This window comes from Cohnella sp. OV330, from assembly GCF_900112065.1.
Taxonomy (GTDB): domain Bacteria; phylum Bacillota; class Bacilli; order Paenibacillales; family Paenibacillaceae; genus Cohnella.
In genome coordinates this window covers 444,647-467,640 of sequence record NZ_FOKE01000001.1, presented here as the reverse complement: position 1 = coordinate 467,640, position 22,994 = coordinate 444,647, and the positions used below count along the sequence as shown (strand labels likewise).

Sequence of the window (22,994 nt, the reverse complement as noted above, 5' to 3'; positions counted from 1 at the left end):
CGTGCTGCTTCAAGCGAATTCCAATCGTATTGGAGGACAAGATTTGAGCAAATTCTCCGATTGGTTCCTTGCGTTATGAAAGCGACTGCATTCATTTGCTCTTTTTCAAACAGGAAGGGGCTTTCGAAATGGCTAAAGTAAAAGCGAGGCTGAAGAAAGGCTTGTCGTTTGCCCTCATCGTCAGCATGGTAATGAGCTTATTGGCGATGGGAGGCGCATTGACGCTGGTACACCCGGCACCGGCGAGTGCGGCGGGGCCGAATCTGCTCGTTAACGGTTCATTCGAAACGTTGGGAGCAAACTCGCGTCCGGCAACCTGGGGGTATTTGCAACCGACGGGCCCCGGTCAATACGGCGCGGTCAGAGACAGCGACGTACACCACGACGGCGCGTATTCTTTGAAAATAACGGCGGATGCCGGCGTGCGGATGTCGGCGTACCAAACCGTTGCCGTCGTAGCCGGCAAAACGTACAAGCTGTCGGTGTGGACCAAAACGAATGATGCCACGAATGCGAAATCTGAGCTGGAGTACGTATTCCGCAACGCCGGCAATGCGCTTATCTATACGAATTCAAGGGCCTTTTACAATGAGTTCGCTAGCGGTCAAGGCGGCGAATGGAGCCTGACGGAGGTCATCCTGAAGGCGCCGGACGGTCCGACTTCGGCCGACAAGGCGTCTAAGTTAACCATAGCCAATGCGTACACGGGGACCGCAGGCAACGCAGGCGCGGCCTGGTTCGATGACGTCATCGTTCAGGAATGGGATCCCGCATGGACGGCGGCGACCGGCGTCGCGCTGAACAAGAGCGAGGCGGACATGACGGTCGGCGACGAGCTGCAGCTGACCGCGACAGTAGCGCCCGCGAACGCCAGCAATCCGAATACGTCGTGGGCGTCCTCGAATCCGGCGGTAGCGACCGTGGATAGCCAGGGCAAGGTGACGGCAGTCGGCTCTGGAACAGCGACGATCACAGTGACGACTGAGGACCGCGGTTATACGAGTTCGAGCTGTTCGATCCAGACGCCGGCCGGATGCCGTCTGCAGCCGAGCGGATTCGTCGCTCAGGCGAACATATCGGTCGAAGCCGTTCCGGAACAGCCGGTCGTGAATCTGCTCGTTAACGGCTCCTTCGAATCGCTGGGCGCAAACGGGCGGCCGGCAACTTGGGGATACCTTCAGCCGACAGGCGGCCAATACGGCGCTGCCAGAGTGAGCGACGTGCACCATGACGGCGATTATTCGTTGAAGTTAACCGCGGACGCCGGCGTAAAAATGTCGGCGTACCAGTCGGCGGCCGTCGTGCCCGGTCGCACGTACAAGCTGTCGCAATGGACCCGAACCAACGAGGCTACGAATGCGAATGCGGGACTGGAGTATGCTTTCCGCAACGCTAGCAATGCGCCGATCTATACCAATGGAACAGCCTTTTACAACGTGCCGGCCGGCGGCTCGAACGGCGAATGGCATTTGACGGAAGTCATCGTCAAGGCGACGGACGGTCCGACTGCGGCCGACAAGGCTGCGATCGTCGTCGTAGCCAATAGCTACATTGGGGCTGCCGGCAACGCTGGCGCGGCCTGGTTCGACGGCGTCGTCCTGCAGGAATGGAACGCCGTGACCGGAGTCGCGCTGGATACAGATTCGGTATCTTTAGCAGTCGGGGGCACCTTGCAGATGCACGCCACGGTGTCTCCGGCGAACGCGAACAACAAGAAGGTAACCTGGTCCTCATCGAACGAAGCGGTGGCCACCGTGAGCGCTTTGGGCAAAGTGTCCGCGGTCGGCAACGGCTTGGCGCTCATCACCGTTCGAACGGACGATGGCGGTTATACGCAGCACAGCGTGGTTCAGGTTGGCGCCGGCACCAACATCGCCGTGCCGGATTATACCGAAGAGACGAAGATCGGCGTGCCCGTCAGCGGACAGGTCGCGGCCACCGACACGAACAACGGCGCGCTGACGTATTCGCTGCTCTTGCCCGCCGGGCATGGCAACGCGACGGTATCGTCCAACGGGTCTTGGACCTATAAGCCGGCCGGCGGTTTTTCCGGCGAGGATGCATTTAGGGTGGGCGTCGTCGATGCGGCCGGACATTCCGCCGTCTCGACCGTGACGATCCAAGTGCAGAGCGCGGCTGCGGCGCTTCAGGCGTTTGCCGGCATCCATGCCCGTCTCATACTGGACCAGGACCAGATCAACGCATTGAAGACGGCCATTCAGCCCGGAGGCACGCATGCCGATCTATGGAGTGAGTTCAAACAAACCGTAGACAGTCAGGTCTTGGAGGCCGTGCCGGCATACCATGTCAATCTCAATGATAAAGGCGCAGATGAAATGGGTTGGCAAGGCCAGGCTTCGGACAAGACCGTGAACTTTGCATTTGCCTATCTCATGGCCGGGACCGTTGCTGACAAGACCAAGTACAAAAATGCAGCCATCGATTACGCTATCGCATCTGCGGGATATCCTTTCTGGGGAATCGGTCCCACGACTGATCCTGCTTCTACGAATGCCGGCTTGGCAGCGGGCAACCAGCTGTTTGCGCTTGCCGCCGTATACGACTGGCTGTATGACGAGCTCTCGGTCGAGCAGAAATCGACGATTCGAAACGCGTTGAAGGCGCATGGAAAAGAGATTTACAGCAAAGCGACCGGCCAGCCGTACAACGGACAGACGGCTCAAGTCTGGTGGTCCACCACGCCGGGGCACAACTATTATCATGTCCTGGTGACCGGCCTGGCCGCCGCCGCCTTGGCGATCTACGACGAGGAGCCGGAGGCGGTCGACTGGTTTAAATACAGCATCGACGCGTTCGCGGCCTTCGATGCCTGGGCGCCGGACGATGGCGCAAGCTACGAGGGGCTTGGTTATTGGGAACTTACCATGGATGTGGACATCAAGTTCGCCAAGCTGGCCCGGAAGATCGTGGGCTGGGACATGCTGCAAAGCGAATTTTACGAAAACAGCAGCGAATATGTGGCGTATTCCATGCTGAGCGCAGACTATTGGACGTTTAACAGCAGCTTCCTCAACATTGCGGACACCTCGGACTATCATCTATCCGGGCCCGATCATCTGATGCGCGTGATGGCAAGCGAGCACAAGGACGGATTGGCCCAGTCGATGGCAGAGCGGATCCGCAGCAAAAAGGCATATAACGGCGGCTCAAGATGGCTCGGCATCCTGTATTACGATCCGACCGTTACCGCGACGCCGACGAGCGAACTGCCGACCATGCACCATTTCGACAATCTCGGATTGGTCATCTCGCGTTCCGGCTGGACGGGGGACGAGAGTATCGTCGCCTTCAAGTCCGGTCCTTCGATGGGGCACAAGGACATGGAGATGAAGGGCTATTTCGGAGGCGGCCATCAGCATCCGGATGCCAACCATTTTCTGATCTACGCCAATGGCGAATATCTGATCAGGGATGACGGATATGCCCACAAGCGGACATCCAATCATAACACGCTGCTGGTAGACGGCGTCGGGCAGATCGGGGAAGGTAACGACTTTTTCCAATCTCAACCGGCCAAGGATGCTAAAGCGAACGCTTATATTCGCCATGCGATATCGAACGAGAAGTTCGACTATATGCTGGGCGATGCTGCGAAGACGTATCCGGCAAGCGTCGGATTGACGAAATTCAATCGTCATCTGATTTATTTGAAGCCGGACGTACTGATCGTCGTGGACGACATTGCCACTTCGTCGCAGAAGGATCTGGAATTACGGTTTTTCCCGGAGCAGCAAGCGGTGAACCTCATATCCGCCGGCGAATATTCGATCTCCAGCACCAAGAGCGAATTGAGATTCAAGGATTTGACGCCGGAAGCGGCGGAGCTGAGGGCGGATGCGGTCCCCTACACGAATCTGGTCTCATCCAACGACCGCGTGGCATTCCGCGTGCTGGGCAATGACAAGACTTCCCTGCAAAATGCGGTCGCATTCAGCTGGAGCAAGAAAAATACGGTCGTACCGAACGTGACGCTTGTCCGGGACGGAGACAAATGGACGTTCGAGACCGACGGCATCGCCGTCGAGCTGGATCTGGCGACGGGGGCGGTGACAGAGGTCGAAGGCTCGGGCACCGGCGCCGACGAGAGCGATGCCGGACTTGCTTCCATCTCGGTGGGCGGCAAGGCCGTGACCGGCTTTTCAGCCGATACGCTCACGTATGACGTAGACTATATGAGCAACAAACCGACGCCGGTCATCACCTATTTGCCGCGATCGGCCGCCGCGTCCGTCGAGGTGGACTACGACGGAGCCATCCCTGGCACGGCCGAGCTGCATGTCACTGCCGGTGACGGAACCGAGCGGACCTACACGGTGCATATTCATCCATCGAGGCTGCTGCAGATTTACGGCATAACGACCAACGGCACTTCGCCTCCTTCATTGGAACCGGTGAATGCCTATGACGAGGATCCGATCACCTATTGGTCGGACAGCGTCAAACCCGAGTATATCGAATACCCGCAGGGCTATCCGTACGTTCAGTTCGATCTGAACGAGGTCAAGACGGTGAACGAAGCGGGCATCCTTTGGTACAACGGCGTGGGCAGGCATCTGCTGTTCGACCTTGCCGTCTCCACCGACAAGGTTCACTGGACCAACGTATATACCGGACAAAGCGATAGCGTGACGCCGGGCGTGGAGACGTACACTTTTGATGACGTACAGGCGCGTTATATTCGCCTGATCGGGAAAGGCAACAATAGAAACAATGTCTTTGGCGCCTTCTTCAGCGTGAGAGAGGTGTATTTCTACCGGCCTACCGCTATCGAAGAAGCCCCCGACACCGTCAAGGTCTCGCTGAAGGACAGCGCGGGCCTGCCTCTTAGCGGCGCCGCCGTGTCTTACTATGACGGCGGCTGGAAGGACTTCGGCGTCACCGGCGCCTCCGGCTCGGTCAGCAAGTCCCTGCCTGACAAAAACTATACCTTCTCGATCTCCTACGAAGGCACGCGCAGCCAGAAGGCGCAGAACACGGGGGATAACGCGAACGTCGTCTTCCAGACGAAGCTCGTTAAGGTACAGTTGAAAGACAGCGCGGGCAGCCCGCTCGAAAGCAGCGGCCAGATCAGCTATTATGCGGACGGCTGGCGGACATTCGGCGCGACGAGCGGCGGTGAGGCCCGCAAGGAGCTGCTGCCGGGCAACTATTCGTTCAATCTGTCGTACGAAGGCGCCTATCAGAACAAAATTCACGATGTCGGCAGCGACCCGATCGTCGTCTTCCAGACCAAGAGCGTCAAGGTGCGGCTCGAAGACAGCGAGGGCCAGCCGCTGGACGGGGGCGAAGCCAGCTACTACATGAACGGCTGGCACACGTTCGGCGTCCTGAACGGAGGCGAAGCGACCAAGGAGCTGCTGCCCGTGAACTATACGTTCAACGTGCTGTACGAAGGCTCGAATCTGAGCAAGCAGCAGGACGTCGGGACGGACGCGAACGTCGTCTTCCAGACGACCGACGTCGCGGTCCGACTCGAGGACGGCGAAGGCAATCCGATCGCAGGCGGCGAGGCTAGCTTCTACGCTGGCGGCTGGCGAACCTTCGGCACGACGGATGCCGGCGGCGAGGCCCGCAGGAAGCTGCTGCCCGGCAATTATACGTTCGCGATGACCTTCGGCGGCACGATCCGTTCGCTTACGCAGGATACGGCAGTCTCGACTGCGGTCGTATTTGAAGCTTAACGCAGGAATGGGGAATTCGAAGCGAGCTCGCATCTACGGATGCGAGCTCGTTTTTTTTAGAAAAACCGCTTGGAGTATGCATGAAGATCAATAGTTGGCGCGTTTGCGGGGGATTGGCGTCTGAAGTATGCAAGTGGATCAATAGTTGAGGCTATGTCCGGCGACTTGCGCGGCGGCAGGCAGGGTTCCATCTCCCGAACGTCGAAGTTTTTCTAAAATGACGACCGAGCTGTCGATTGCCGCCTCGGCCGATCGTCGTCTTCATAGAGGTCAATATCAATCGGGGGGACGCTATGAAAACAGTCATTTCGAAGGACGGCACGAAGATCGGATTCGATCGGATCGGCGAAGGGATGCCGCTTATATTAGTTGACGGCGCGCTGTGCAGCCGGACGAACGGTCCGAACGGCGCGTTGGCCGCGCTGCTGAAGCCGCATTTTACCGTGTACACGTACGACCGCAGAGGCCGCGGCGAGAGCGGCGACCGTGCGCCTTATGCGACGGAGCGCGAGGTCGAGGATATCGAAGCGTTGATCGAGGAAGCGGGCGGATCCGCGTATGTGTACGGCATCTCCTCGGGCGCCGCGTTGGCGCTCGATGCGGCGATGCGACTGCCGTCGATCCGGAAGCTGGCTTTGTACGAGGCGCCGTTCGTGACGGACGACAGCCGCGAGCCCGTGACGGGCGACTACGAGCGCGCGATGGAGGCGCTGATCCGGGAGGATAGGCGCGGCGCCGCGATCAAGCTTTTCATGCGAAAAGGCGTCGGCTTGCCCGCGCCGATCGTGGCAATGATGCCGCTGATGCCGGCCTGGGCCAAGCTCAAGGCGGTCGCGCATACGCTACCGTACGATACGCGGCTGACGATCGAAGGGCAGCAGGGCCGCAAGGAGCCGCTCGACCGGTGGTCGACCGTCCGGACGCCTACGCTGGTCGCGGTCGGCGGCAAGAGCCCGGCCTGGATGCGCCATGGCATGGAGGCGCTCGCCGAGGCGCTCCCGAATGCGCAGCATCGGACGCTGCCCGGCCAGACGCACATCGTCAAGCCCGCCGCGCTGGCGCCCGTACTGGCGGATTTCTTCCGATAATTCGGCGCAAGTAGCTCACTCATCCCTAGCGCGAACCGCCCGAAATTTCTCGGGCGGTTTTTTTTATAAAAAATATTCGCCGGTCTGTCGATTCCGTCGTCAGCCGTTCGTTGCCTATATAGAAGCAGCCAAACCCACCATATTCGAAAGGGATGTTGGACATGAAAGCACAATTGAACGCTTATATTCACTCAGAGGATGCAAGAGCGCAGGCGAGTTTTTACGCGGAAGCGCTTGGCGGGCAGGTTCTTTCCGTCATGACGCTCGGCCAGATGCCGGGCACGCCGGCCGACATGCAGGACAAGGTGATGCATCTGGCGCTCGAGGTGGCGGGAGGGAACGTATTGTTCCTGGCCGACGCTTACGTCGCGGTGCCGAGCGGCAGACGCGCCGTCACCCTGGCGCTTTCTTTCTCGGGCGAAGACGAGGCGCGCGCGGCGTACGCGAACCTGGCGGACGGCGGGACGATCAAGTTCCCGTTCGGGCTGCAGCCATGGGGCGGCCACCATGGAGAAGTCGAGGACAAGTACGGGATCCATTGGCAGATCGTGAAGCAATAAGCGAAGAGCCTCGGGGCCTCGTTAGATTCGAATATATCAACATCGAGAGGGCGATTTAATCATGATCATCGAACGGGAAATGAATTTGCAGGCAACCGCGCATCGGGCGAATATCTCGAGCGCGAGGCGCTGGACGGCGCGGACTTTGGGCGGCATCGTAATTTTGTTCATGCTATTCGACGGGATCGGCAAGCTCGTCGGGCCGGCGCCGGTCGTCGAGGCGACGCGCGAGCTCGGATTCGCCGAGAGCCATATGGCGATCATGGGCGTCCTTAGCTTGCTGGCCACCTTGCTGTACATCGTGCCTCGCACCTCCTTCCTGGGCGCGCTGCTGCTGACGGGGTACCTGGGCGGCGCAGTGGCGGCGCAAGTTCGAATCGACGCGCCGCTTTTCTCAAACGCGCTCTTCCCGGTCTACGTGGCCGTCTTCGTCTGGGGCGCGCTCTGGCTGCGGGACGAGCGGCTGCGCAGGCTGCTGACAAGCGGCGCGTGACGCGCTAGGAAGATATAGTCGACAAGCCCTCGCCAACAGGCGAGGGCTATTTGTTGCGCATTTCACCACGGACAAGCTCAAAACATCCGCTCCAGCTCCTCCACGATGGAGCTCACGTGTCCGACCGCGGACCGGATCGCCGCGGGGCCGCTCATGTCGACGCCGGCAAGCTGCGTCAGTTCCAACGGCGAGCGCGTGCCGCCCGCCTTGAGGACGCGCAGCCAGCGGTCCACGGCCGGCTGGCCTTCCGCTTCGATCATCGCCGCGACCTGCGTAGACACCGTCAGACCCGCTGCGTACGTATACGGGTACAGACCCATATAGTAGTGAGGCTGCCGCATCCAGGTCAGACCCGCGCCCGGGTCCAGCTCCACGGCGTCGCCCCAGAACTCCCGCAGCACCGCTTCCTTCAAGGCGGTCAGCTTGGCCGCGGTCAGCGGCGTGCCGAGCTCGGCCGCTTCGTATACCCGGCGCTGCATGTCCGCTTCCAGCAGGTGGGTCACGAAGTTATGGTAGTAGGTATTCATGAGCTGCAGCAGCACCCATCGTTTCAGACGCGGGTCCTCGGATTGCCTGACGATGTGGCGAGCCAGCAGCAGCTCGTTTAAGGTCGACGGCGCCTCGATGAAGAACATCGAAGACCGGGCATTCACGTACCGCTGCGTCCGCGCCGCCAGCATGAAATGCCCCGCGTGTCCTAGCTCATGCGCAAGGAAGAAGGCGCTCCGCATCGTGTTCGTCCAAGTCAGCAAAACGTAGGAATGCGCGCCGTAAGGGCTGGAGCAGAACGCCCCCGTCGATTTGCCGATATTGTCCGCATAATCGACCCACCGCTCCGTAAGCGCCGAATGGATGATGTCCGAATATTCCGTGCCCATCACGGCGAGGGCGTCCTTCAGGAGGCGTCCGGCTTCCTCGATGGTGACGGGGGGACTGAAGCCGGGATCGAGGGGCGCCTTCAGATCGGAAAATCGGATGCGGTCCAGCCCGAGGACGCGCTCCTTCAGCTTGGCAAACCGGCGCATCGCCGGCGCAAGCTCGATTCGGATAGTATGAAGGACGTTTTCGTAAATCTCCTGCTCGACCTCTTGCGGCTCCAAGAGCATATGGGTGACCGAGGGATACCCCCGCAGCCGGGACAACACCGTCTGCTTCTTCACTTCCGTCGCATAAGCCGCCGCGATCGTATGCCGGTAAGCCGTCAGCGTCTGCGTAAACGATTCGAACGCCGCCCGGCGAAGCACGGTGTCCGGCGACTCCTCATAGTCCGCCTCGAACAAGGCGAACGATACGGGCTTCTCCGCTCCGGCGCCGTCCTTAACTGGGGCGAACGTCATATCCGACAGCTTGCTCCTCTGATAGACCGTGTACGGCGAACCGAGAACCTCGCCGAGCGCCGCGATCGCCGCCTCGGTATCCGGGGATAACGCGTAGGGCTTCGTTCGAAGGAGGTCCAGCAAGCTTTTGCGATACACGCCAAGCGCCGGCTCCTCCTCCAGAAAGCGCTCCAGCAGGCCGTCCGGCATGCGCAGCAGCTCCGAGCGAATAAACGCCAGCCCGGAATTTACGGTGGAGATCAAATCCCCCACGCGCGCGGAATTCGCTTGAAATTCCGAATTCGTCCCGTCCTGCGCCTGCTGAAGCCTTGCGTACGTGGAAACCCGCACGAGCTTAACGTGCAGCGTTTCCTGGGCTTGCAGACATTCGGCAACCGTAAGCGCCCCTTCCCCTAGCTTCCCGCGATAGGCTTGCAGGTCAGGCAGCATTCCCTCGACCTCGGCCAGTGCCGCTTCCCAAGCCGCTTGATCCGCATACAAGTCCGCCAGATTCCACGTCAGCTCCTCCGGAGCCGACTCCCTCGTCATCCGCACCTTCGTCCCCCCTTGTTTTGAATCCATTTCCACATGCTACCTTGATTGTAAACGAACTTCCGTCCGCGCGAACGAAGTTTTTCGTCTTCGGCCTCACTTGACGAACTACTACGCGATGTAGTAATTTAATATTACTACGTGGTGTAGTAATCGATGCCGTTATGGACGCATGACGGAGCAAAGAGGTGTTTCCCCGTGACCTTGATTCAAAAGCTGTCGGATACGGAAATGGAGTTAATGGAAGTGATCTGGGCGTGCGCGCCCCCGGTCACATCTACCGAGCTGCTGCGCATGTTTGCGCAAAAGGGACGCGAGTGGAAGGCGCAGACCATCTCCACCTTTCTGTCGCGCTTGGTGGATAAAGGAGCTCTTGCGGCTACCAGGGATGGCCGGACCAACAAGTACGTGCCGCGCATTTCGCCCGAGGACTATAAGCTGCTCGAGACGCAGCACGTCTTGGACGGGTTGTACCAAGGCTCCGTGAAAAACCTGATTGCGGCTATGTATGACGGCGACAAGCTGACGGATCAAGACATCGCCGATCTGAAAAAATGGTTTTCGGAAAAGTAGGTGCTTCTGATGAACGCGATGCTTGAAATGCTGTTTGCGATGGCCGTAGCCGGGAGCGTTGTCGCCGCCTGCATTGTATTTTTGCGGAAAGTCCCCGTGGATCTGTTCCCTGCCAAGTGGCGTTACCGGCTTCAAAAGATCGCGATCTTGTTCTATCTGCTGCCTATCGCCGTCGGCATTTCTTGGATTTGGCCGCTGATCGGCTCCAATCCGGCGACCGTGCATGATTCGCCGTCCGTATCCGACGGAGGAGGCTTGATGGTAGCTGAGCCCCCCTTGTCGGTCCCGACCATTCCGGTCAGCGCAGCCTTTGTCATTCTAGGGATATGCGCGATCGGCGCTATCGGATTTGCGGCGCGGCAGTTGTACGATTATCGCAGATTCTCCGCGGCGCTGGCGCGTACGCGCATCGCTCTCCCGGATCGCAGTGAAGCTGCTGAACGGCTCTCATTGATCAAGCGGGAGCTCGGTCTAAAAGGCAACGTCGCGCTCGCCGGCAGTTCCATGATCCGTAGTCCCGTTCTGGTCGGTCTGCGGCGGCCCGTTATTTATCTTCCTGCAGCGCTTCCCGCGGACGTGGATTTGGACATGGTGCTCCGTCACGAGTTCATCCATCTGAAACGGAAGGACTTGTGGGTCAAGGCATTCGCGCTGGCCGTCGGCGCCTTGCACTGGTATAACCCGCTGGCTCACCTGCTCCGCAAGGAGATTCAGATCTGGAGCGAGCTGTCCTGCGATGAAGAAGTCGTCATCGGGATGTCCCATTCCGAGCGAAAAAGATATGGCATCACGCTGCTTAACGTAATGGCCGGTTCGGGGAATTTACCGGCGCGGTTTAGCGCCTCCTTATCCGGCGACGGCAAACAGTTCAAAAGGAGACTAACGCTTATGCTGAACGCAAAGAAAATGAAAAAGAAAACGATGTTTCTGACGGTGGCCGCCTTGTTCTTGATTGCCGGCGTCAGCACGACCGCAGCCGTATGGGCTTCGGACAATACGCCAACCGTGGCTGCTCCAGTCGAAGCGGCGCCATCCGGGGCGGAACCGACTGCGACGTCAGTTCCTACTGCAGAGACGGCACCTGCTCCGACGGCAACGGCCGAAGAAGAAGCAGCAGCGGGGCCCTCCGACGAGCCGCATGCTACGGCAGCGCCGGCTCCCGATCCGACAGCCGCTCCGGTTCCCTCCGACGAAGGACATGCCGTTCCGACGGCGGCGCCCGCTCCTGCTGCGGCCGAATCCGCTGGAGCATCGGCGGCGGTGGCTCCCTCTGACGAAGCACACGCCGTTCCGGAGACGGCGCCCGCTCCGACGGCTACCGAAGCTGCAGCCGAACCAGAGGCGGTTCCTTCTGTAAAGTGACGCGTGTCCTTAAGCACGACGAAAAACAAGAAGACCGGGGCCCGGTCTTCTTGTTTTATTAGGATGGAGGGATACTTCGCCCTGATGTGGATGTATAGATAGACAATGAACCGGCAGATTAGTTATATAGACGTTCTAGAAAAGAATCTGGATAAACCATATACTAGCTTTAACTGTTTTTGTTGAGGAGAATATCAAATGGACGAAATCGATGAATCCAAACAAATGGTATTACAAATCGGCGGCGCCTTGAAAAAGTACAGAAAAGAAAAAAACATGAGCTTAGACGACTTAGCGGAATTAACGGGCGTAAGCAAACTTACGCTGGGCAATATCGAACGCGGCGAGACCAATCCGACTTTGGCGATTATATGGAAAATTTCAAAAGGCATATCTTTACCGCTATTGGCTTTGTTCAAATCAGAGGACCCCGTTAGTTTGTATCGAGCGGGCGAAGGACTGCGGTTTTCGAACGATCAAAAAAATTGGATCATTGAACCCGTTTTTAAAAGCAACGATATTGAAATGTGTCGGGCTTACTTACAGCCCAACAGCTCGTATCACCCTGAAGGTCATCATGTGAATACAACCGAAATCGCGACAGTAATGACCGGTTCCATTGAAATTCAAGTCAACGGAGAGACTTACACCCTGAATCAATATGATACGATCAGTTTTCGCGCAGATTGTCCTCACGCTTATACCAACCCTACGAACAGCGAAACCGTGCTCCATATTTCCTTAAAGTATGGTTTCTAAAAATCGAAAATTCGCTTATTAAATACAACTCCGAATTCCATGGCGGGATTTCAGAGTTGTATTTTTGTTTTTAAATGTTCTATTGTCTATTATAAAATACTTATTGTTAAAAATAATATACTATAATATACTTTTGTTGTTCGCGCGAATGTTGTTGAGTATTCATTCAGGAAGGGGAAGTGAAGATTGCCGAACAAACAAAATAATAAAGCCGTACCATCCTCTATAGGGCTGATCATTCTCGGCATTATTGTTATTGCAGCTAATTTACGCACGCCCTTAACCGCAGTCGGTCCTTTAGTGAGTCTCATAAGGGATGACGTTCATATTTCAAATACATTAGCGGGCCTGATCACGACGGTACCTTTGCTTGCCTTTGCTTTATTATCGCCTCTCGTACCCAAATTAGGGCGAAGGTTTGGGGTTGAACGTATCATTCTGATTGCCCTCATCTTTCTGACCGTTGGTATTGCCATACGTTCTTTATCTGGCGCGGCTAATCTGTTTATGGGGACGGCCATTCTTGGATTCGCGATTGCCGTATGTAATGTATTGCTGCCAAGTATAATCAAAAGGGATTTCCCGAATAAAATGGGCTCCATGACTGGCGTTTACTCCATTTCAATGAGTTTAAGCGGAGCTATCGCATCGGGAATCAGCGTGCCGCTAGCCATGAACGCAGGTCTTAAATGGCAGGGCGCATTGGGAATATGGGGGATTCTGAGCTTTGTATCGATCCTTTGTTGGTTACCCCAATTAAGAAATCAAACGAAGCAAACAGCCACCACGAGTCAGAAGACGGCCGGCGACGATGTGAATGTTTGGCGATCCCCGCTTGCCTGGCAAGTAACGATGTTTATGGGTATACAGTCCATGGTCTTCTACGTGTTGATCGCATGGCTGCCCGAAATTTTAAAGCAGCAAGGCATTCAATCCAACCAATCGGGATGGTACCTCTCGATCATGCAGTTAGCGATGCTTCCATTTACCTTTATGGTCCCCGTTATTGCCGGGCGCTTGTCTAGCCAACGTTTGCTGGTGGTCATCACAACCGCTTTGCTTTTGACGGGAACGCTCGGACTTCTTTACGGAAGCTCCAATATCGTTCTGTTGTGGATCATCCTACTCGGAATCGGCGGAGGCTTCGCCTTTAGTTTGTCCATGATGTTTTTCGGGTTGCGTACTGAAAATGCGCATCAAGCAGCGGAGCTGTCCGGCATGGCGCAATCGATCGGATATCTGCTTGCCGCAGTCGGTCCTGCCCTAATCGGATATCTGCACGATGCGACGAATAGTTGGAACCTGCCGCTTTTCATTCTGCTTGGCGCTTCGGTCTTACTCTTTTTAGTCGGTATAGGCGCAGCAAAAAACCGTTTTGTAGGTAGCCGAAATCGTCACGATCTGCCACGGAAAGGATGATAAATATGTTTGAAAAGATTATGGTGGCCATTGATCAAGCTGAAATAACGAACAAGCTCCTCGATGCAGCCTTTGAAATGGCCCGATACAAACAAACGCAAGTTACCTTGGTTAATGTCAGCCAGGAATTTGTGTCGAATGGCATGACCTATATACCAGAGCATTTCTTAGAGGAAATGTTGAACGAAATGGAGAAAGCGAGCTTGGAACAGCTGCAACAAGCCAAATCTAAATTACTATCTGCGGGGATTAACCCGGAAACCGTTCAACTTCAGGGAGATCCCGCACATGAACTATTAAATTATGCAAGGGATACCGAGCAGCAACTTATTATTATCGGAAGCCGTGGGCTAAGGGGCATAAAAGAAATGATGCTTGGAAGCGTCAGCCACAAGGTTTCACAGCTATCAAGCTGCCCGGTCCTCATTGTGCATTAAAACCGAGGGCGTATCGAAAAGACGCAATTTAGGCGATGATCCGGGCATCCCTAAAGTTGCGTCTTTCACTTTGTTCTTGGTTTAGTTAAATGGGCGCCGAATAACTTTAATGATGCGTACCCCTTTACTTATCAGTTGCTGCGCCTTTGCTGCGTTGATTTTTACGAGTACCGCAACATCGGTGGAATTTTCAACGTCGAATACTGAAAAGATCTGACCGTTTGCGAAAAGTACCCCTTTTAATTCAACCTCTTTCCCTCGAGACGGTCTCGGGGCAGTAGTTTGGATCTTGCAACGCATGACACCCGCACGAATGAGACGGCGAGCTTGAAAAGGAGTCGTTCTAATAGCGAAAATCGGGTCGATTTCGACGCCTGTCGTTTTTGCTTCAATTTCAGCGATCAGAAAAAATTGATTGCCTATCTTAACGATACAATTCGAGCCAATGAAAACAGGATTCGCCACTGTTCATCACCCCCTCGGCGCATTGTATGGGGATAATGAACGATTAGAAACGGACATCCGTATAAGGTGCCATATTTAAAATAACGGGCCGGCATTCGTTTAATTGAATTTTGATAAGGCGGGGATGCAAAAGTGGAAAGGCAGTTGCCTTTATTTATCGTCACGGGCGCAAGCGGTTCAGGGAAAACCTATGTCATCAAGGAACTACGAAGAATGATGTCTGATTTTGATATTTTCGACCCGGATGATCTTAATGAATTCATCGGGCACGATTGGGAGAAAAATCGGAATATTTGGCTTCGAGTGGCTCGAAATATTGCTCAAAGCGGACGCATGACGATCCTATGCGGAACAATGATGCCTTGGGATATTGAAAAATGTGCGGACTTTCACTTTTTTAAACATGTATATTACCTAAACCTACATTGTGACGAAGAAACGCGGGAGAAACGTTTGCGTGAAAGGAATTGGCCGGAGGAAGAAATTCAAAACCATAAAAGCTTTGCGAAACGATTGCTTGAGATTGCCGATGAGGTCTATAACCCGCCTATGCCGACTATCGATACGACAGATACGGATGTAACCGAAGTTTCCTCTCGGATAAAAGAGTGGGTTCTCCAATACGTTTGAATATAACGGAGGGGCAGCCGCAATTACACATTGGCTTAAGCCGCCATTGCAATCGCCGCCTCCCGCACGCTATAATACTGAATAATCATTCAGTATCTTAGTGTCACATCGCATTCGAGGTGATCCCCATCAACAAAAAGCAGCTTCAAACCGAGCAGACCAAGAAGAAAATCGCCGACGCGTCTAAAGCGCTCTTTATCAAGAAAGGCTATAAAGCGACCGCGATCGAGGAGATCGTGAAGGCGACCGGGTGCAGCGCGGGCAATATCTATTACCACTTCAAGAGCAAAGAAGGGCTGTTCCTGCATCTGATCGAGGAATGGGACCGGGAGTGGGAGGAGACGTGGCGCGCGAAGGAGTCGCTCTATGCGACGACGGCCGACAAGCTGTACGGCATGGCCGAGCATCTGGCGCACGAGCAGCTCAACCATCCGCTAACCAAGGCGATGGACGAGTTCTATCACAATGCCGAGAAGGGCTCGGAGGTTGAAGAACGGATCCGCCAGATGATAAAAGGGTACGTCGACTTCAACAAGCAGCTGCTGCAGGGGGGGATCGACGCCGGAGAGTTCAAGGCGGCGGACGCGACCGCGCTCGGCATGATTCTCGATAGCCTGCTGTTCGGACTGAGCCAGCACGCCCGGCATATGGAACGGAGCGAGGCGCTAGCGGCGTACCGGCTTGCCGTGGACGTATTCCTGCATGGGATCGCCTGACCGCGGCCTTCCTTTTTTTTGCCCACATCTAGAATGAATATTCAGTATTCGCGAAACGACTTGGAGGACGTTAGAAAATGGCTATCTTGGTTAAACAACAGGGCGCGCTGCTCATCTTAATGCTGAACCTTTTCTTGGTATTCACCGGCATCGGCCTGATTATTCCGATCATGCCGAGCTTCATGAACGAGCTGGGCGTGAGCGGGAGCCTGATGGGGCTGATGATCGCCGTCTTTTCGCTTGCCCAGTTCCTGTTCTCGCCGCTGGCCGGACGTATGTCCGACACGGTCGGCCGCAAGCGGATGATCGTCATCGGCATGTTCATATTCGCCGCCTCCGAAGGCTTGTTCGGCATCGCGCACTCGCCGGTGCTGATGTTCGTATCGCGGGCGCTCGGCGGCCTCAGCGCGGCGATGATCATGCCGGCCGTCATGGTTTATGCGGCGGACATCACGACGGAAGAAGAGCGCGCGGCCGGCATGGGATACGTGAACGCCGCGATCACGACCGGCTTCATCATCGGTCCCGGCATCGGCGGCTATATCGCCGAATTCGGCATTCGCGCGCCGTTCTATGCCGCAGGCGTCGGTGGCGTCGTCGCGGCCATCGTGACTTTGTTTTTCCTCAAGGAATCTCTGCCTGTAAAAGGAGCCGAACCTGCGCAAGCTGTGGTGGCCGAGAAGCCCAACAGTTTGCTCACGCAACTGAAGTATTCGTACCGCGAGCCTTATTTTCTCAGCTTGATCATCGTGTTCGTCATGTCGTTCGGCCTCGCCAACTTCGAGACGATCTACTCGCTCTTCGTCGATCACAAGTTCGGCTTCGATCCGAAGGACATCGCCTTCGTCATCACGTTCGGCTCGATCGCCGGCGCCTTCGTGCAGCTCACGATCTTCAGCTGGCTGCTGAACCGGTTCGGGGAGAAAAGCATCATCACCGCCTGTCTGCTCGTCGCGGGAATCTTCGTCCTGCTGATGCTGTTCGTGCACCAGTTCTGGCTGATCTTTGCCGTCACCTTCGTCGTGTTCCTCGCCATCGATATCCTGCGCCCCACGATTGGCACGCAGATGTCTAAATTGGCCAAGGACCAGCAAGGTTACGTCGCGGGGTTAAACTCCGCCTTCACGAGCCTCGGCAACATCGTCGGACCGATCGTCGCCGGCGTGCTGTTCGACATCGAGATCAATGCGCCGTATACGCTCGCCGCCGTGGTGCTGCTGATTTGCTTCGCGGTGTCGATGAAGGGGTCGAGAAGGAGGGGCGTGGCGGGTGAATGAGTATGAGGAATGATTGCTGCGCCGGTATGGTATAATTTTAAGCAAATATAACTAACGTGCTTGGATGGTGAGGTCAATGGATCAGATTAAAGATCTTATGTTGTAGCCGTCAGTGAACGGTCCTCGAATGCTTGATTGGACACCTATCATGTATGTATTTGCCGGGAACAATGGCAGTGGCAAGAGCACGATTCGCAACCTGATCGTGGTCAGACTTGGGATAAGCATAAATATCGATGCCGATTGAAATAACGCTAGGAGAAGTAAAAGCCTAGCGTTTTTATGTTCATTCTATAAATCTATATTTTTTGAATTGCATATTTTAGGACTTTATTTCACTCATGGAATCAAGAAAAACAAACGAATCTTCGCGACCGCTCCGTTCTTGACGTCAAACTCAAGATTTCGCCCGTCCTTATCGCTTAGACGATAAGCGGCATTATCCGGATCTGTGCGTCCGTCGCCGAATCCAACATCCGGGTATGCCTTTTTCACCTCTGCTACCGTACTTCCGACGACGATTCCGCTAGGCGTTTTTCAGCGCTTCGGTCTTCTGCGAGAGCGGCTTGCCGAGTAAGCCTTCAAGATCCGTGCGGTCGTCCCAATCCTGCAGATGAAGCAGCTCATCTCCTACTTTTAAAGCAAATGCGGATGTCTCCTGCGACGCCTCAATGGGGGCTGACACCGACGCGGTGGATGGCTGAATCGTCTGTTCGGCTATAATAGAGGCGCTCTCTGAAGCAACGGCATTCATTTTAGGATTCGTTTCGGAAGAAGCGCAGCCGATCGCCGTCACGAGAACGCCCGCCAGAATCGTGACGGCGAGCAATCGGTTGAGGATCGTCATATGAATCGGGCCCCCTTACAATCGTTTCCTTAAACTAGACGTCATCGATGAATCCAAAGTTGCTCTCGAGACACGCGAGACGCGTTAAGTACAACAATCGGCCGCGGGGTAATGAAAGAAACAAGCGCAGCGGGAGGTGAGGAAGATGACTTATGCAGACATCGGCGACACCGGAGAGCTCGTCGTCAGCCGGCATTCCGACCAGCGGTGGCAGAGGCGAAGACTGGAGCTCGCCGAATGGATGGAGCGGCCGAAGGTCAGGCGAAAGGCCAAGCAGACGGCCAGGCTCGGGCAAACGGAGATCGACGCGGAGCTGCTCGGCGCGCTGACGCAGTTCAAGCGAATCGGAATCGCCACGGAGTTTTCCTGCGCAGGGGTCAGCGTGCTCGACGAGCCGGAGGATCACTCCCTGTACGCCTATATTACGTTCATTTCCTCTCCTCTGGCGGATCGGTTCGTGCAGGCGGCGATGGCTTATATGAAGCATCGCTTGCTAGTCACTTTCGAGCCCGCTCGCGGCCGATACGACTGTTCTTCTTTTCTTGTCGGGCACAATCGTTCTTTTTGCATGCTGATCGAGAAGTGCGCGAGGGACTTTGCGATTCATCAATAGGGCTATGCATCGCCATTGCGATACAGCCCCAGACCGTTCATGACATAGGGACGAACCAAGTCTGCAAGCACGTCGGTTCGATCTTTTTCCTCGACATTTAACCAATAGTGCGCAGCGCCATAGATCGCCGAACCTGTCATGGCCGCCATGATTTCTATATGATGCCTGTCCTCCCGTTGGGGAAAATCCCCTTTCAGGAAAATGCGCGCTATCGTTTGCTGCAGCATTTTCTTTATTTTTTCATCGACAAGCGTCGCCATCGAATGGGAATCCATCCTGCAGTTCCGATAAAAATCAACGATGTACTGGTGCGTCGCCAAAATCAGCCGGTCGCATATATCATCCGTGAACGCCTGCGCATGCGTCACTTGCTCAGGAATCATGGCATCAAAAGCCAGTTCCGTGACTTCGTCGAGCAAAGCGTATTTATCTTCAAAATGGGCATAAAAGGTGGCGCGGTTAATGGTTGCTTTCTGGGCGATATCTTTGATGGTGATCGCATCGAATCCTTTTCTCCGCAATAAATCTCTAAACGCCGCTTGTATTAACTCCCGTGTGCGCAGCACCCTTGGATCTTCCTGATTGACCATTTTTATATCTCCTTGTTACACATCAGATCTTACCATGTGTTGCCTATGCGACGATCATCCCGCTCTGCCGGTTGAATTCATAAGCATGCGATATTAATATCCTATCAAACAGGTGTTGCTTAAACAATCTGTGACTGATTCAATGAAAGGATGGAGCATTATGATTACCAAACCATATCGACTTTTGATTTTTGGCGCCGGCGTGATTGGCAGCGTATATGCACTCCGATTCGCACAGTCGGGACTTGACGTCACGATACTGGCGCGAGGGAAGAGACTGGAGGCGCTGAAAAGGGACGGTCTGAAATACAACGATGACGGGACGATCAAGCAAATATCGATCAAGACGATAGAAAAGCTGGATAACGACGATATTTATGATTATGTCTTTGTTCCCGTTCGATACGATCAGGCCGAATCCGCCCTGTCGGCGATCAAGCACAATCGGAGCAAGACCATCGTCACCTTGACCAACACCATTGGCTATGACGCTTGGCTTGATATCGTGGGCGATCGCTTGCTTCCGGGATTCCCTGGCGCCGGTGGAGACATCAAGGAAGATGTCCTGTATGCCCAATTCGGTTCCGAAAAACATCAAGGAACCATTTTTGGCGAAATAAACGGACTGACGACCGAAAGAGTGAAAGAGCTTGCCCAAATATTTGAATCGGCGGGTTTGCATTATGAAATCCAAAAGGACATTCAGGCCTTTCACATTTCGCATACGGCGCTCGCGATCGTCAACAAACATTTCTATACGGATGACGGAATGATGGATATCGAGACGGCAAGAAGTGCAAGCACGCTAAGCAAGATCGCCGTAGATATTAAACGGAACATTCGCCTGGTCGCGCAAGCCGGAATTCCGGTAATCCCAGCCGAAACGATGGCAATGGGCGAGCTGCCCGAAAGTGAGATTATTTCCCGATACCAGCAGATGCTGAGCAATGACTTCATCATCGATGTGAAGCTTGGGAACCATGCCATCAGCCAAAAAGCGGAAATCCTGTTGTTAGACGAGATGTTTCATCAAAGGATATCTGCCCGGCGATGACTGCAACTTCGCGCCTTCCATTGCGTCTGTATGAATAACAATAAATGGGAGGCGATACATTGAACGTAAAGGGAACCAAGTTGGCGGTAGCGATCGGAGGACTCTGCGTGCTTGTGCTGGGAGGTACGTTTGTCGTTCAATCGCTCAACTATGCCAAAGCCAATCATGCCGGCGTTGTTGTCGCAAAAGAACCTTCCCCGCGTCCGCAAGAAGAGCGCAAGCATTTTACATGGGTAGATCCTAAGCCGGTGCCGTTAGGCTACGCGCTCAGCCATCCGGCGATACCAGCCGATTCCGATCCAAAACAATAGAAACTCGTTGTACCGCAGCGCTTCTCTCGAAGAGGCGCTTATATTTTTTGCGCGAGCGGCCCCTCTTTTTGTCCCAGATTGTCCTCTCCTGTTACGAAACAGGCAAATTGCGGTTATATATTCTGTGACCATCAACTAGAGGGGAAGGGATATTTTTTGAGAAAAGCTGGCTTGCGCTTGACGATGCTCGTAGCCTTGATCGCGCTATTGTTCCAATCGACGCCAACAAACGCCGCTACCGCCACCTATGCAGACCGCTTGTATTCGCCGATGTACATTACCAAGATCTCGGGCCTCTACTTCATCACGGATTCCTGGAATCATAGAATCATCTACAGCAAGGACGTAAAGCTTCCGATCAGTCAATGGAAAGTGCTTGACGATTACATAGCCGCTCCTCACTCCATCGCGGGCAACGGCACCATCTTCATCGCCGAAGACACTGGCCGGGATCGCCTGATCGTTTATACCTTGACGACCAAGGGCTTCGTCAGAACCCAGGCGATCGGCGACATCAAGGGCAGACCGCATCGAACCATCTACGATCCTGCCACCCAGAAGTTTTATGTCCTTACCTCGGACACGCAGAACATGTACACCCTGTCGGTCAAAAACGGCCATGTCGTGATCGACAGCAAGAAGAACCTTCCGTATATGGAGGCGTCTTATGTCAGATCGTTCTCGATCATCGACGGCTTGATGTACTTCGTAAGCGGACCCAACCAGATCCTGGTCGCTAACTACAAAGACGGCACCTTCTCCTTGCAGCAAAAGTACGACGTGCCGGAAGGCTACCGCGCAATGAACGATATTAAGAAGATCGGTTCCTATTACTACATCACGGTGTATTACAACCGATTCATTCGACTGAAGGACTTGTCCGACTTTAGCACCGCCGAGGATCTGTATACGAAAATGGGCTTCAAAGGCGTGCCGTATTACATGTCGTACTTCGACGGCAAAGTGTATGTCACCGAGATCGACTCGTATTCGGCCATCCGCTCGTTCAAAGTGTATAACGACGAGATCTCGAAGGTCGACGTGATGCACGATTACGGGCCGCCGAATGCGGCGGTGCTGAATCGGAAGCGGATACTCGGGACTTAAGCTGAAGCGAGAATAAAACGGAAATCCCCTCGAACGGAAGCGCCGTTTGAGGGGATTTTTGCGTGCTGCAAATCCTTTAAGGCCCCGATCCGACAGAGGTTACTCGCCAACCTAGCCATGACTTTTTTACATAGATAAATGATTCGGCGATATCAGGATCCGATACTTCATAGAGGTCGCCATACTTAGGATCGTGTTTATTTTTTCCTTGTCGCACTTCAACAGTGACGGCTTTAATCGGGTGAAAGGAGATCAATAGCTGCTTTCTCACGGCTAATTGAGGCGTTATGGAAGGGAAAAAGAGGAAGTAGACGATGAGTAGGAGGATGACGGCAAGCGCGATTTTTCGGGTTCCTTTTGACACGGAGCTCACCTCCACAAAATGAAAAAGCGCTTTATACCCTTATCATAGCAGGCTTGCGATGACCAAGGTACGTTTACCCATACTGGGCATAGGATGAGGTAATTAAGCATGAAGGGATGAACCCGATGCAAGCTTTGCCTCAAGCCGTTTCGAACCCTGCGTATTCCTATTATGTATGGCAGCTGTATCGCAACTTCAGCTATCCTTATTTCCGGCAGCCTGCGTATCCGAGCCCTTACGGCAATGAGCGGTTCAGCTCGCAGCCCGCAGCAGGGACGGCCATGAAGGATTATGGGAAGCAACCGCTTGTCAGCAACATTGAAAAGGCGACGGAGCAGAACGAGACGTTCCGAACCGCCATATGGACCGGGGAGCACTTCCAGGTGACCGTGATGAGCATTCCCGTCGGCAGCGACATCGGTCTCGAGGTGCACCCGCACACGGATCAGTTTATCCGGATCGAAGAGGGTCAGGGCCTGGTTCAAATGGGGAAATCCAAGGACCGGCTGGACTACCAAGTCGCGGCTGGCGAGGGCGATGCGATCATGGTCCCTGCCGGCACCTGGCATAATGTGACCAATACGGGCGACAAGCCGCTTAAGGTATACGTCATTTATGCGCCGCCGCAGCACCCGTTCGGCACGGTTCATCCGACGAAGGCGGATGCGGAAGCCGCTGAACGATAGCGATAAGCGCGGATAGACAAACAAGCCGACCCTAGCGGTCGGCTTGTTTGCGTGAGAAGGACAAAAATATATA

Annotated in this window: 22 protein-coding genes; 17 read left to right on the top strand and 5 right to left on the bottom strand. The window is 54.9% G+C overall.

Annotated features, from left to right (window positions below):
• Positions 1–128: 128 nt before the first annotated feature.
• The 4 genes from BM235_RS01785 (at position 129) to BM235_RS01770 (ending at position 7,843) form a co-directional block, all read left to right on the top strand.
• Positions 129–5,702 (top strand): Ig-like domain-containing protein, encoded by a 5,574-nt coding sequence (locus BM235_RS01785; protein ID WP_143106613.1) that lies wholly within the window; start codon positions 129–131, stop codon positions 5,700–5,702.
• A 293-nt stretch (positions 5,703–5,995) separates the two neighbouring features.
• Positions 5,996–6,790 carry an alpha/beta fold hydrolase gene (locus BM235_RS01780; protein ID WP_090108817.1) on the top strand — a complete coding sequence of 265 codons (795 nt, stop codon included), beginning with the start codon at positions 5,996–5,998 and terminating at the stop codon, positions 6,788–6,790.
• A 161-nt stretch (positions 6,791–6,951) separates the two neighbouring features.
• Complete coding sequence (locus BM235_RS01775) at positions 6,952–7,350, top strand: VOC family protein (protein ID WP_090108816.1); 399 nt, start codon at positions 6,952–6,954, stop codon at positions 7,348–7,350.
• A 61-nt stretch (positions 7,351–7,411) separates the two neighbouring features.
• Positions 7,412–7,843 carry a DoxX family protein gene (locus tag BM235_RS01770; protein ID WP_090108815.1) on the top strand — a complete coding sequence of 144 codons (432 nt, stop codon included), beginning with the start codon at positions 7,412–7,414 and terminating at the stop codon, positions 7,841–7,843.
• A gap of 77 nt (positions 7,844–7,920) precedes the next feature.
• On the opposite strand, the gene pepF is transcribed toward BM235_RS01770, so the two are convergent.
• Positions 7,921–9,708: an oligoendopeptidase F gene (pepF, locus tag BM235_RS01765; protein WP_090108814.1), complete on the bottom strand. Its 1,788-nt coding sequence runs from the start codon at positions 9,706–9,708 to the stop codon at positions 7,921–7,923.
• Positions 9,709–9,909: 201 nt separating this feature from the next.
• On the opposite strand from pepF, the gene BM235_RS01760 reads away from it, so the two are divergent.
• The 5 genes from BM235_RS01760 (at position 9,910) to BM235_RS01740 (ending at position 14,261) form a co-directional block, all read left to right on the top strand.
• Entirely contained in the window at positions 9,910–10,284 is a 375-nt protein-coding gene (locus tag BM235_RS01760) for a BlaI/MecI/CopY family transcriptional regulator (RefSeq protein ID WP_090108813.1), read from the top strand.
• A gap of 9 nt (positions 10,285–10,293) precedes the next feature.
• Entirely contained in the window at positions 10,294–11,646 is a 1,353-nt protein-coding gene (locus tag BM235_RS01755) for a M56 family metallopeptidase (RefSeq protein WP_090108812.1), read from the top strand.
• Positions 11,647–11,844: 198 nt separating this feature from the next.
• Positions 11,845–12,405, top strand: coding sequence for a helix-turn-helix domain-containing protein (locus BM235_RS01750; protein ID WP_090108811.1), 561 nt, complete (start codon positions 11,845–11,847; stop codon positions 12,403–12,405).
• A 186-nt stretch (positions 12,406–12,591) separates the two neighbouring features.
• Positions 12,592–13,824 (top strand): CynX/NimT family MFS transporter, encoded by a 1,233-nt coding sequence (locus tag BM235_RS01745; RefSeq protein ID WP_090108810.1) that lies wholly within the window; start codon positions 12,592–12,594, stop codon positions 13,822–13,824.
• Positions 13,825–13,829: 5 nt separating this feature from the next.
• Positions 13,830–14,261 carry a universal stress protein gene (locus BM235_RS01740; RefSeq protein WP_090108809.1) on the top strand — a complete coding sequence of 144 codons (432 nt, stop codon included), beginning with the start codon at positions 13,830–13,832 and terminating at the stop codon, positions 14,259–14,261.
• An 81-nt stretch (positions 14,262–14,342) separates the two neighbouring features.
• Here the strand turns inward: BM235_RS01740 and BM235_RS01735 are convergent, their stop codons facing one another.
• On the bottom strand, positions 14,343–14,726 hold the full coding sequence (locus tag BM235_RS01735) for a hypothetical protein (RefSeq protein ID WP_090108808.1): 384 nt from the start codon (positions 14,724–14,726) through the stop codon (positions 14,343–14,345).
• Between the two features lie 132 nt (positions 14,727–14,858).
• On the opposite strand from BM235_RS01735, the gene BM235_RS01730 reads away from it, so the two are divergent.
• The 3 genes from BM235_RS01730 to BM235_RS01720 all read left to right on the top strand — a co-directional run bounded on the left by BM235_RS01730 (position 14,859) and on the right by BM235_RS01720 (position 17,349).
• A complete protein-coding gene (locus BM235_RS01730) occupies positions 14,859–15,356 on the top strand; it encodes an AAA family ATPase (RefSeq protein WP_090108807.1) in 498 nt (165 codons plus the stop codon).
• A 128-nt stretch (positions 15,357–15,484) separates the two neighbouring features.
• Entirely contained in the window at positions 15,485–16,072 is a 588-nt protein-coding gene (locus BM235_RS01725; protein WP_090109555.1) for a TetR/AcrR family transcriptional regulator, read from the top strand.
• 77 nt (positions 16,073–16,149) lie between these two features.
• On the top strand, positions 16,150–17,349 hold the full coding sequence (locus BM235_RS01720) for an MFS transporter (protein WP_090108806.1): 1,200 nt from the start codon (positions 16,150–16,152) through the stop codon (positions 17,347–17,349).
• A 526-nt stretch (positions 17,350–17,875) separates the two neighbouring features.
• Here the strand turns inward: BM235_RS01720 and BM235_RS01715 are convergent.
• Positions 17,876–18,196 carry a hypothetical protein gene (locus tag BM235_RS01715; protein ID WP_090108805.1) on the bottom strand — a complete coding sequence of 107 codons (321 nt, stop codon included), beginning with the start codon at positions 18,194–18,196 and terminating at the stop codon, positions 17,876–17,878.
• A 145-nt stretch (positions 18,197–18,341) separates the two neighbouring features.
• Between BM235_RS01715 and BM235_RS01710 the strand changes: the two genes are divergently transcribed.
• A complete protein-coding gene (locus tag BM235_RS01710; protein ID WP_090108804.1) occupies positions 18,342–18,809 on the top strand; it encodes a hypothetical protein in 468 nt (155 codons plus the stop codon).
• 2 nt (positions 18,810–18,811) lie between these two features.
• On the opposite strand, the gene BM235_RS01705 is transcribed toward BM235_RS01710, so the two are convergent.
• Entirely contained in the window at positions 18,812–19,399 is a 588-nt protein-coding gene (locus BM235_RS01705; protein WP_090108803.1) for a TetR/AcrR family transcriptional regulator, read from the bottom strand.
• Positions 19,400–19,559: 160 nt separating this feature from the next.
• On the opposite strand from BM235_RS01705, the gene BM235_RS01700 reads away from it, so the two are divergent.
• The 3 genes from BM235_RS01700 (at position 19,560) to BM235_RS01690 (ending at position 21,871) form a co-directional block, all read left to right on the top strand.
• Positions 19,560–20,453 carry a ketopantoate reductase family protein gene (locus BM235_RS01700; protein ID WP_090108802.1) on the top strand — a complete coding sequence of 298 codons (894 nt, stop codon included), beginning with the start codon at positions 19,560–19,562 and terminating at the stop codon, positions 20,451–20,453.
• 59 nt (positions 20,454–20,512) lie between these two features.
• Positions 20,513–20,764, top strand: a complete 252-nt coding sequence (locus BM235_RS01695; RefSeq protein ID WP_090108801.1) for a hypothetical protein — start codon at positions 20,513–20,515, stop codon at positions 20,762–20,764.
• Between the two features lie 156 nt (positions 20,765–20,920).
• Positions 20,921–21,871, top strand: a complete 951-nt coding sequence (locus BM235_RS01690; protein WP_090108800.1) for an NHL repeat-containing protein — start codon at positions 20,921–20,923, stop codon at positions 21,869–21,871.
• Positions 21,872–21,947: 76 nt separating this feature from the next.
• Here the strand turns inward: BM235_RS01690 and BM235_RS01685 are convergent, their stop codons facing one another.
• The gene (locus BM235_RS01685; protein ID WP_090108799.1) at positions 21,948–22,235 is read right to left on the bottom strand and encodes a hypothetical protein; all 288 of its coding nucleotides are present in this window, start codon (positions 22,233–22,235) and stop codon (positions 21,948–21,950) included.
• A 125-nt stretch (positions 22,236–22,360) separates the two neighbouring features.
• Between BM235_RS01685 and BM235_RS01680 the strand changes: the two genes are divergently transcribed.
• Complete coding sequence (locus tag BM235_RS01680; RefSeq protein ID WP_255374014.1) at positions 22,361–22,921, top strand: cupin domain-containing protein; 561 nt, start codon at positions 22,361–22,363, stop codon at positions 22,919–22,921.
• The last annotated feature ends 73 nt before the right edge of the window (positions 22,922–22,994 follow it).

Excerpts from the sequence above, each read along its gene's own strand:
- BM235_RS01785 (WP_143106613.1), top strand. The coding sequence starts at position 129 with ATGGCTAAAGTAAAAGCGAGGCTGAAGAAAGGCTTGTCGTTTGCCCTC.
- BM235_RS01780 (WP_090108817.1), top strand. The coding sequence starts at position 5,996 with ATGAAAACAGTCATTTCGAAGGACGGCACGAAGATCGGATTCGATCGG.
- BM235_RS01775 (WP_090108816.1), top strand. The coding sequence starts at position 6,952 with ATGAAAGCACAATTGAACGCTTATATTCACTCAGAGGATGCAAGAGCG.
- BM235_RS01770 (WP_090108815.1), top strand. The coding sequence starts at position 7,412 with ATGATCATCGAACGGGAAATGAATTTGCAGGCAACCGCGCATCGGGCG.
- pepF (WP_090108814.1), bottom strand. The coding sequence starts at position 9,708 with ATGACGAGGGAGTCGGCTCCGGAGGAGCTGACGTGGAATCTGGCGGAC.
- BM235_RS01755 (WP_090108812.1), top strand. The coding sequence starts at position 10,294 with ATGAACGCGATGCTTGAAATGCTGTTTGCGATGGCCGTAGCCGGGAGC.
- BM235_RS01750 (WP_090108811.1), top strand. The coding sequence starts at position 11,845 with ATGGACGAAATCGATGAATCCAAACAAATGGTATTACAAATCGGCGGC.
- BM235_RS01740 (WP_090108809.1), top strand. The coding sequence starts at position 13,830 with ATGTTTGAAAAGATTATGGTGGCCATTGATCAAGCTGAAATAACGAAC.
- BM235_RS01720 (WP_090108806.1), top strand. The coding sequence starts at position 16,150 with ATGGCTATCTTGGTTAAACAACAGGGCGCGCTGCTCATCTTAATGCTG.
- BM235_RS01715 (WP_090108805.1), bottom strand. The coding sequence starts at position 18,196 with ATGACGATCCTCAACCGATTGCTCGCCGTCACGATTCTGGCGGGCGTT.
- BM235_RS01710 (WP_090108804.1), top strand. The coding sequence starts at position 18,342 with ATGACTTATGCAGACATCGGCGACACCGGAGAGCTCGTCGTCAGCCGG.
- BM235_RS01705 (WP_090108803.1), bottom strand. The coding sequence starts at position 19,399 with ATGGTCAATCAGGAAGATCCAAGGGTGCTGCGCACACGGGAGTTAATA.
- BM235_RS01700 (WP_090108802.1), top strand. The coding sequence starts at position 19,560 with ATGATTACCAAACCATATCGACTTTTGATTTTTGGCGCCGGCGTGATT.
- BM235_RS01680 (WP_255374014.1), top strand. The coding sequence starts at position 22,361 with ATGCAAGCTTTGCCTCAAGCCGTTTCGAACCCTGCGTATTCCTATTAT.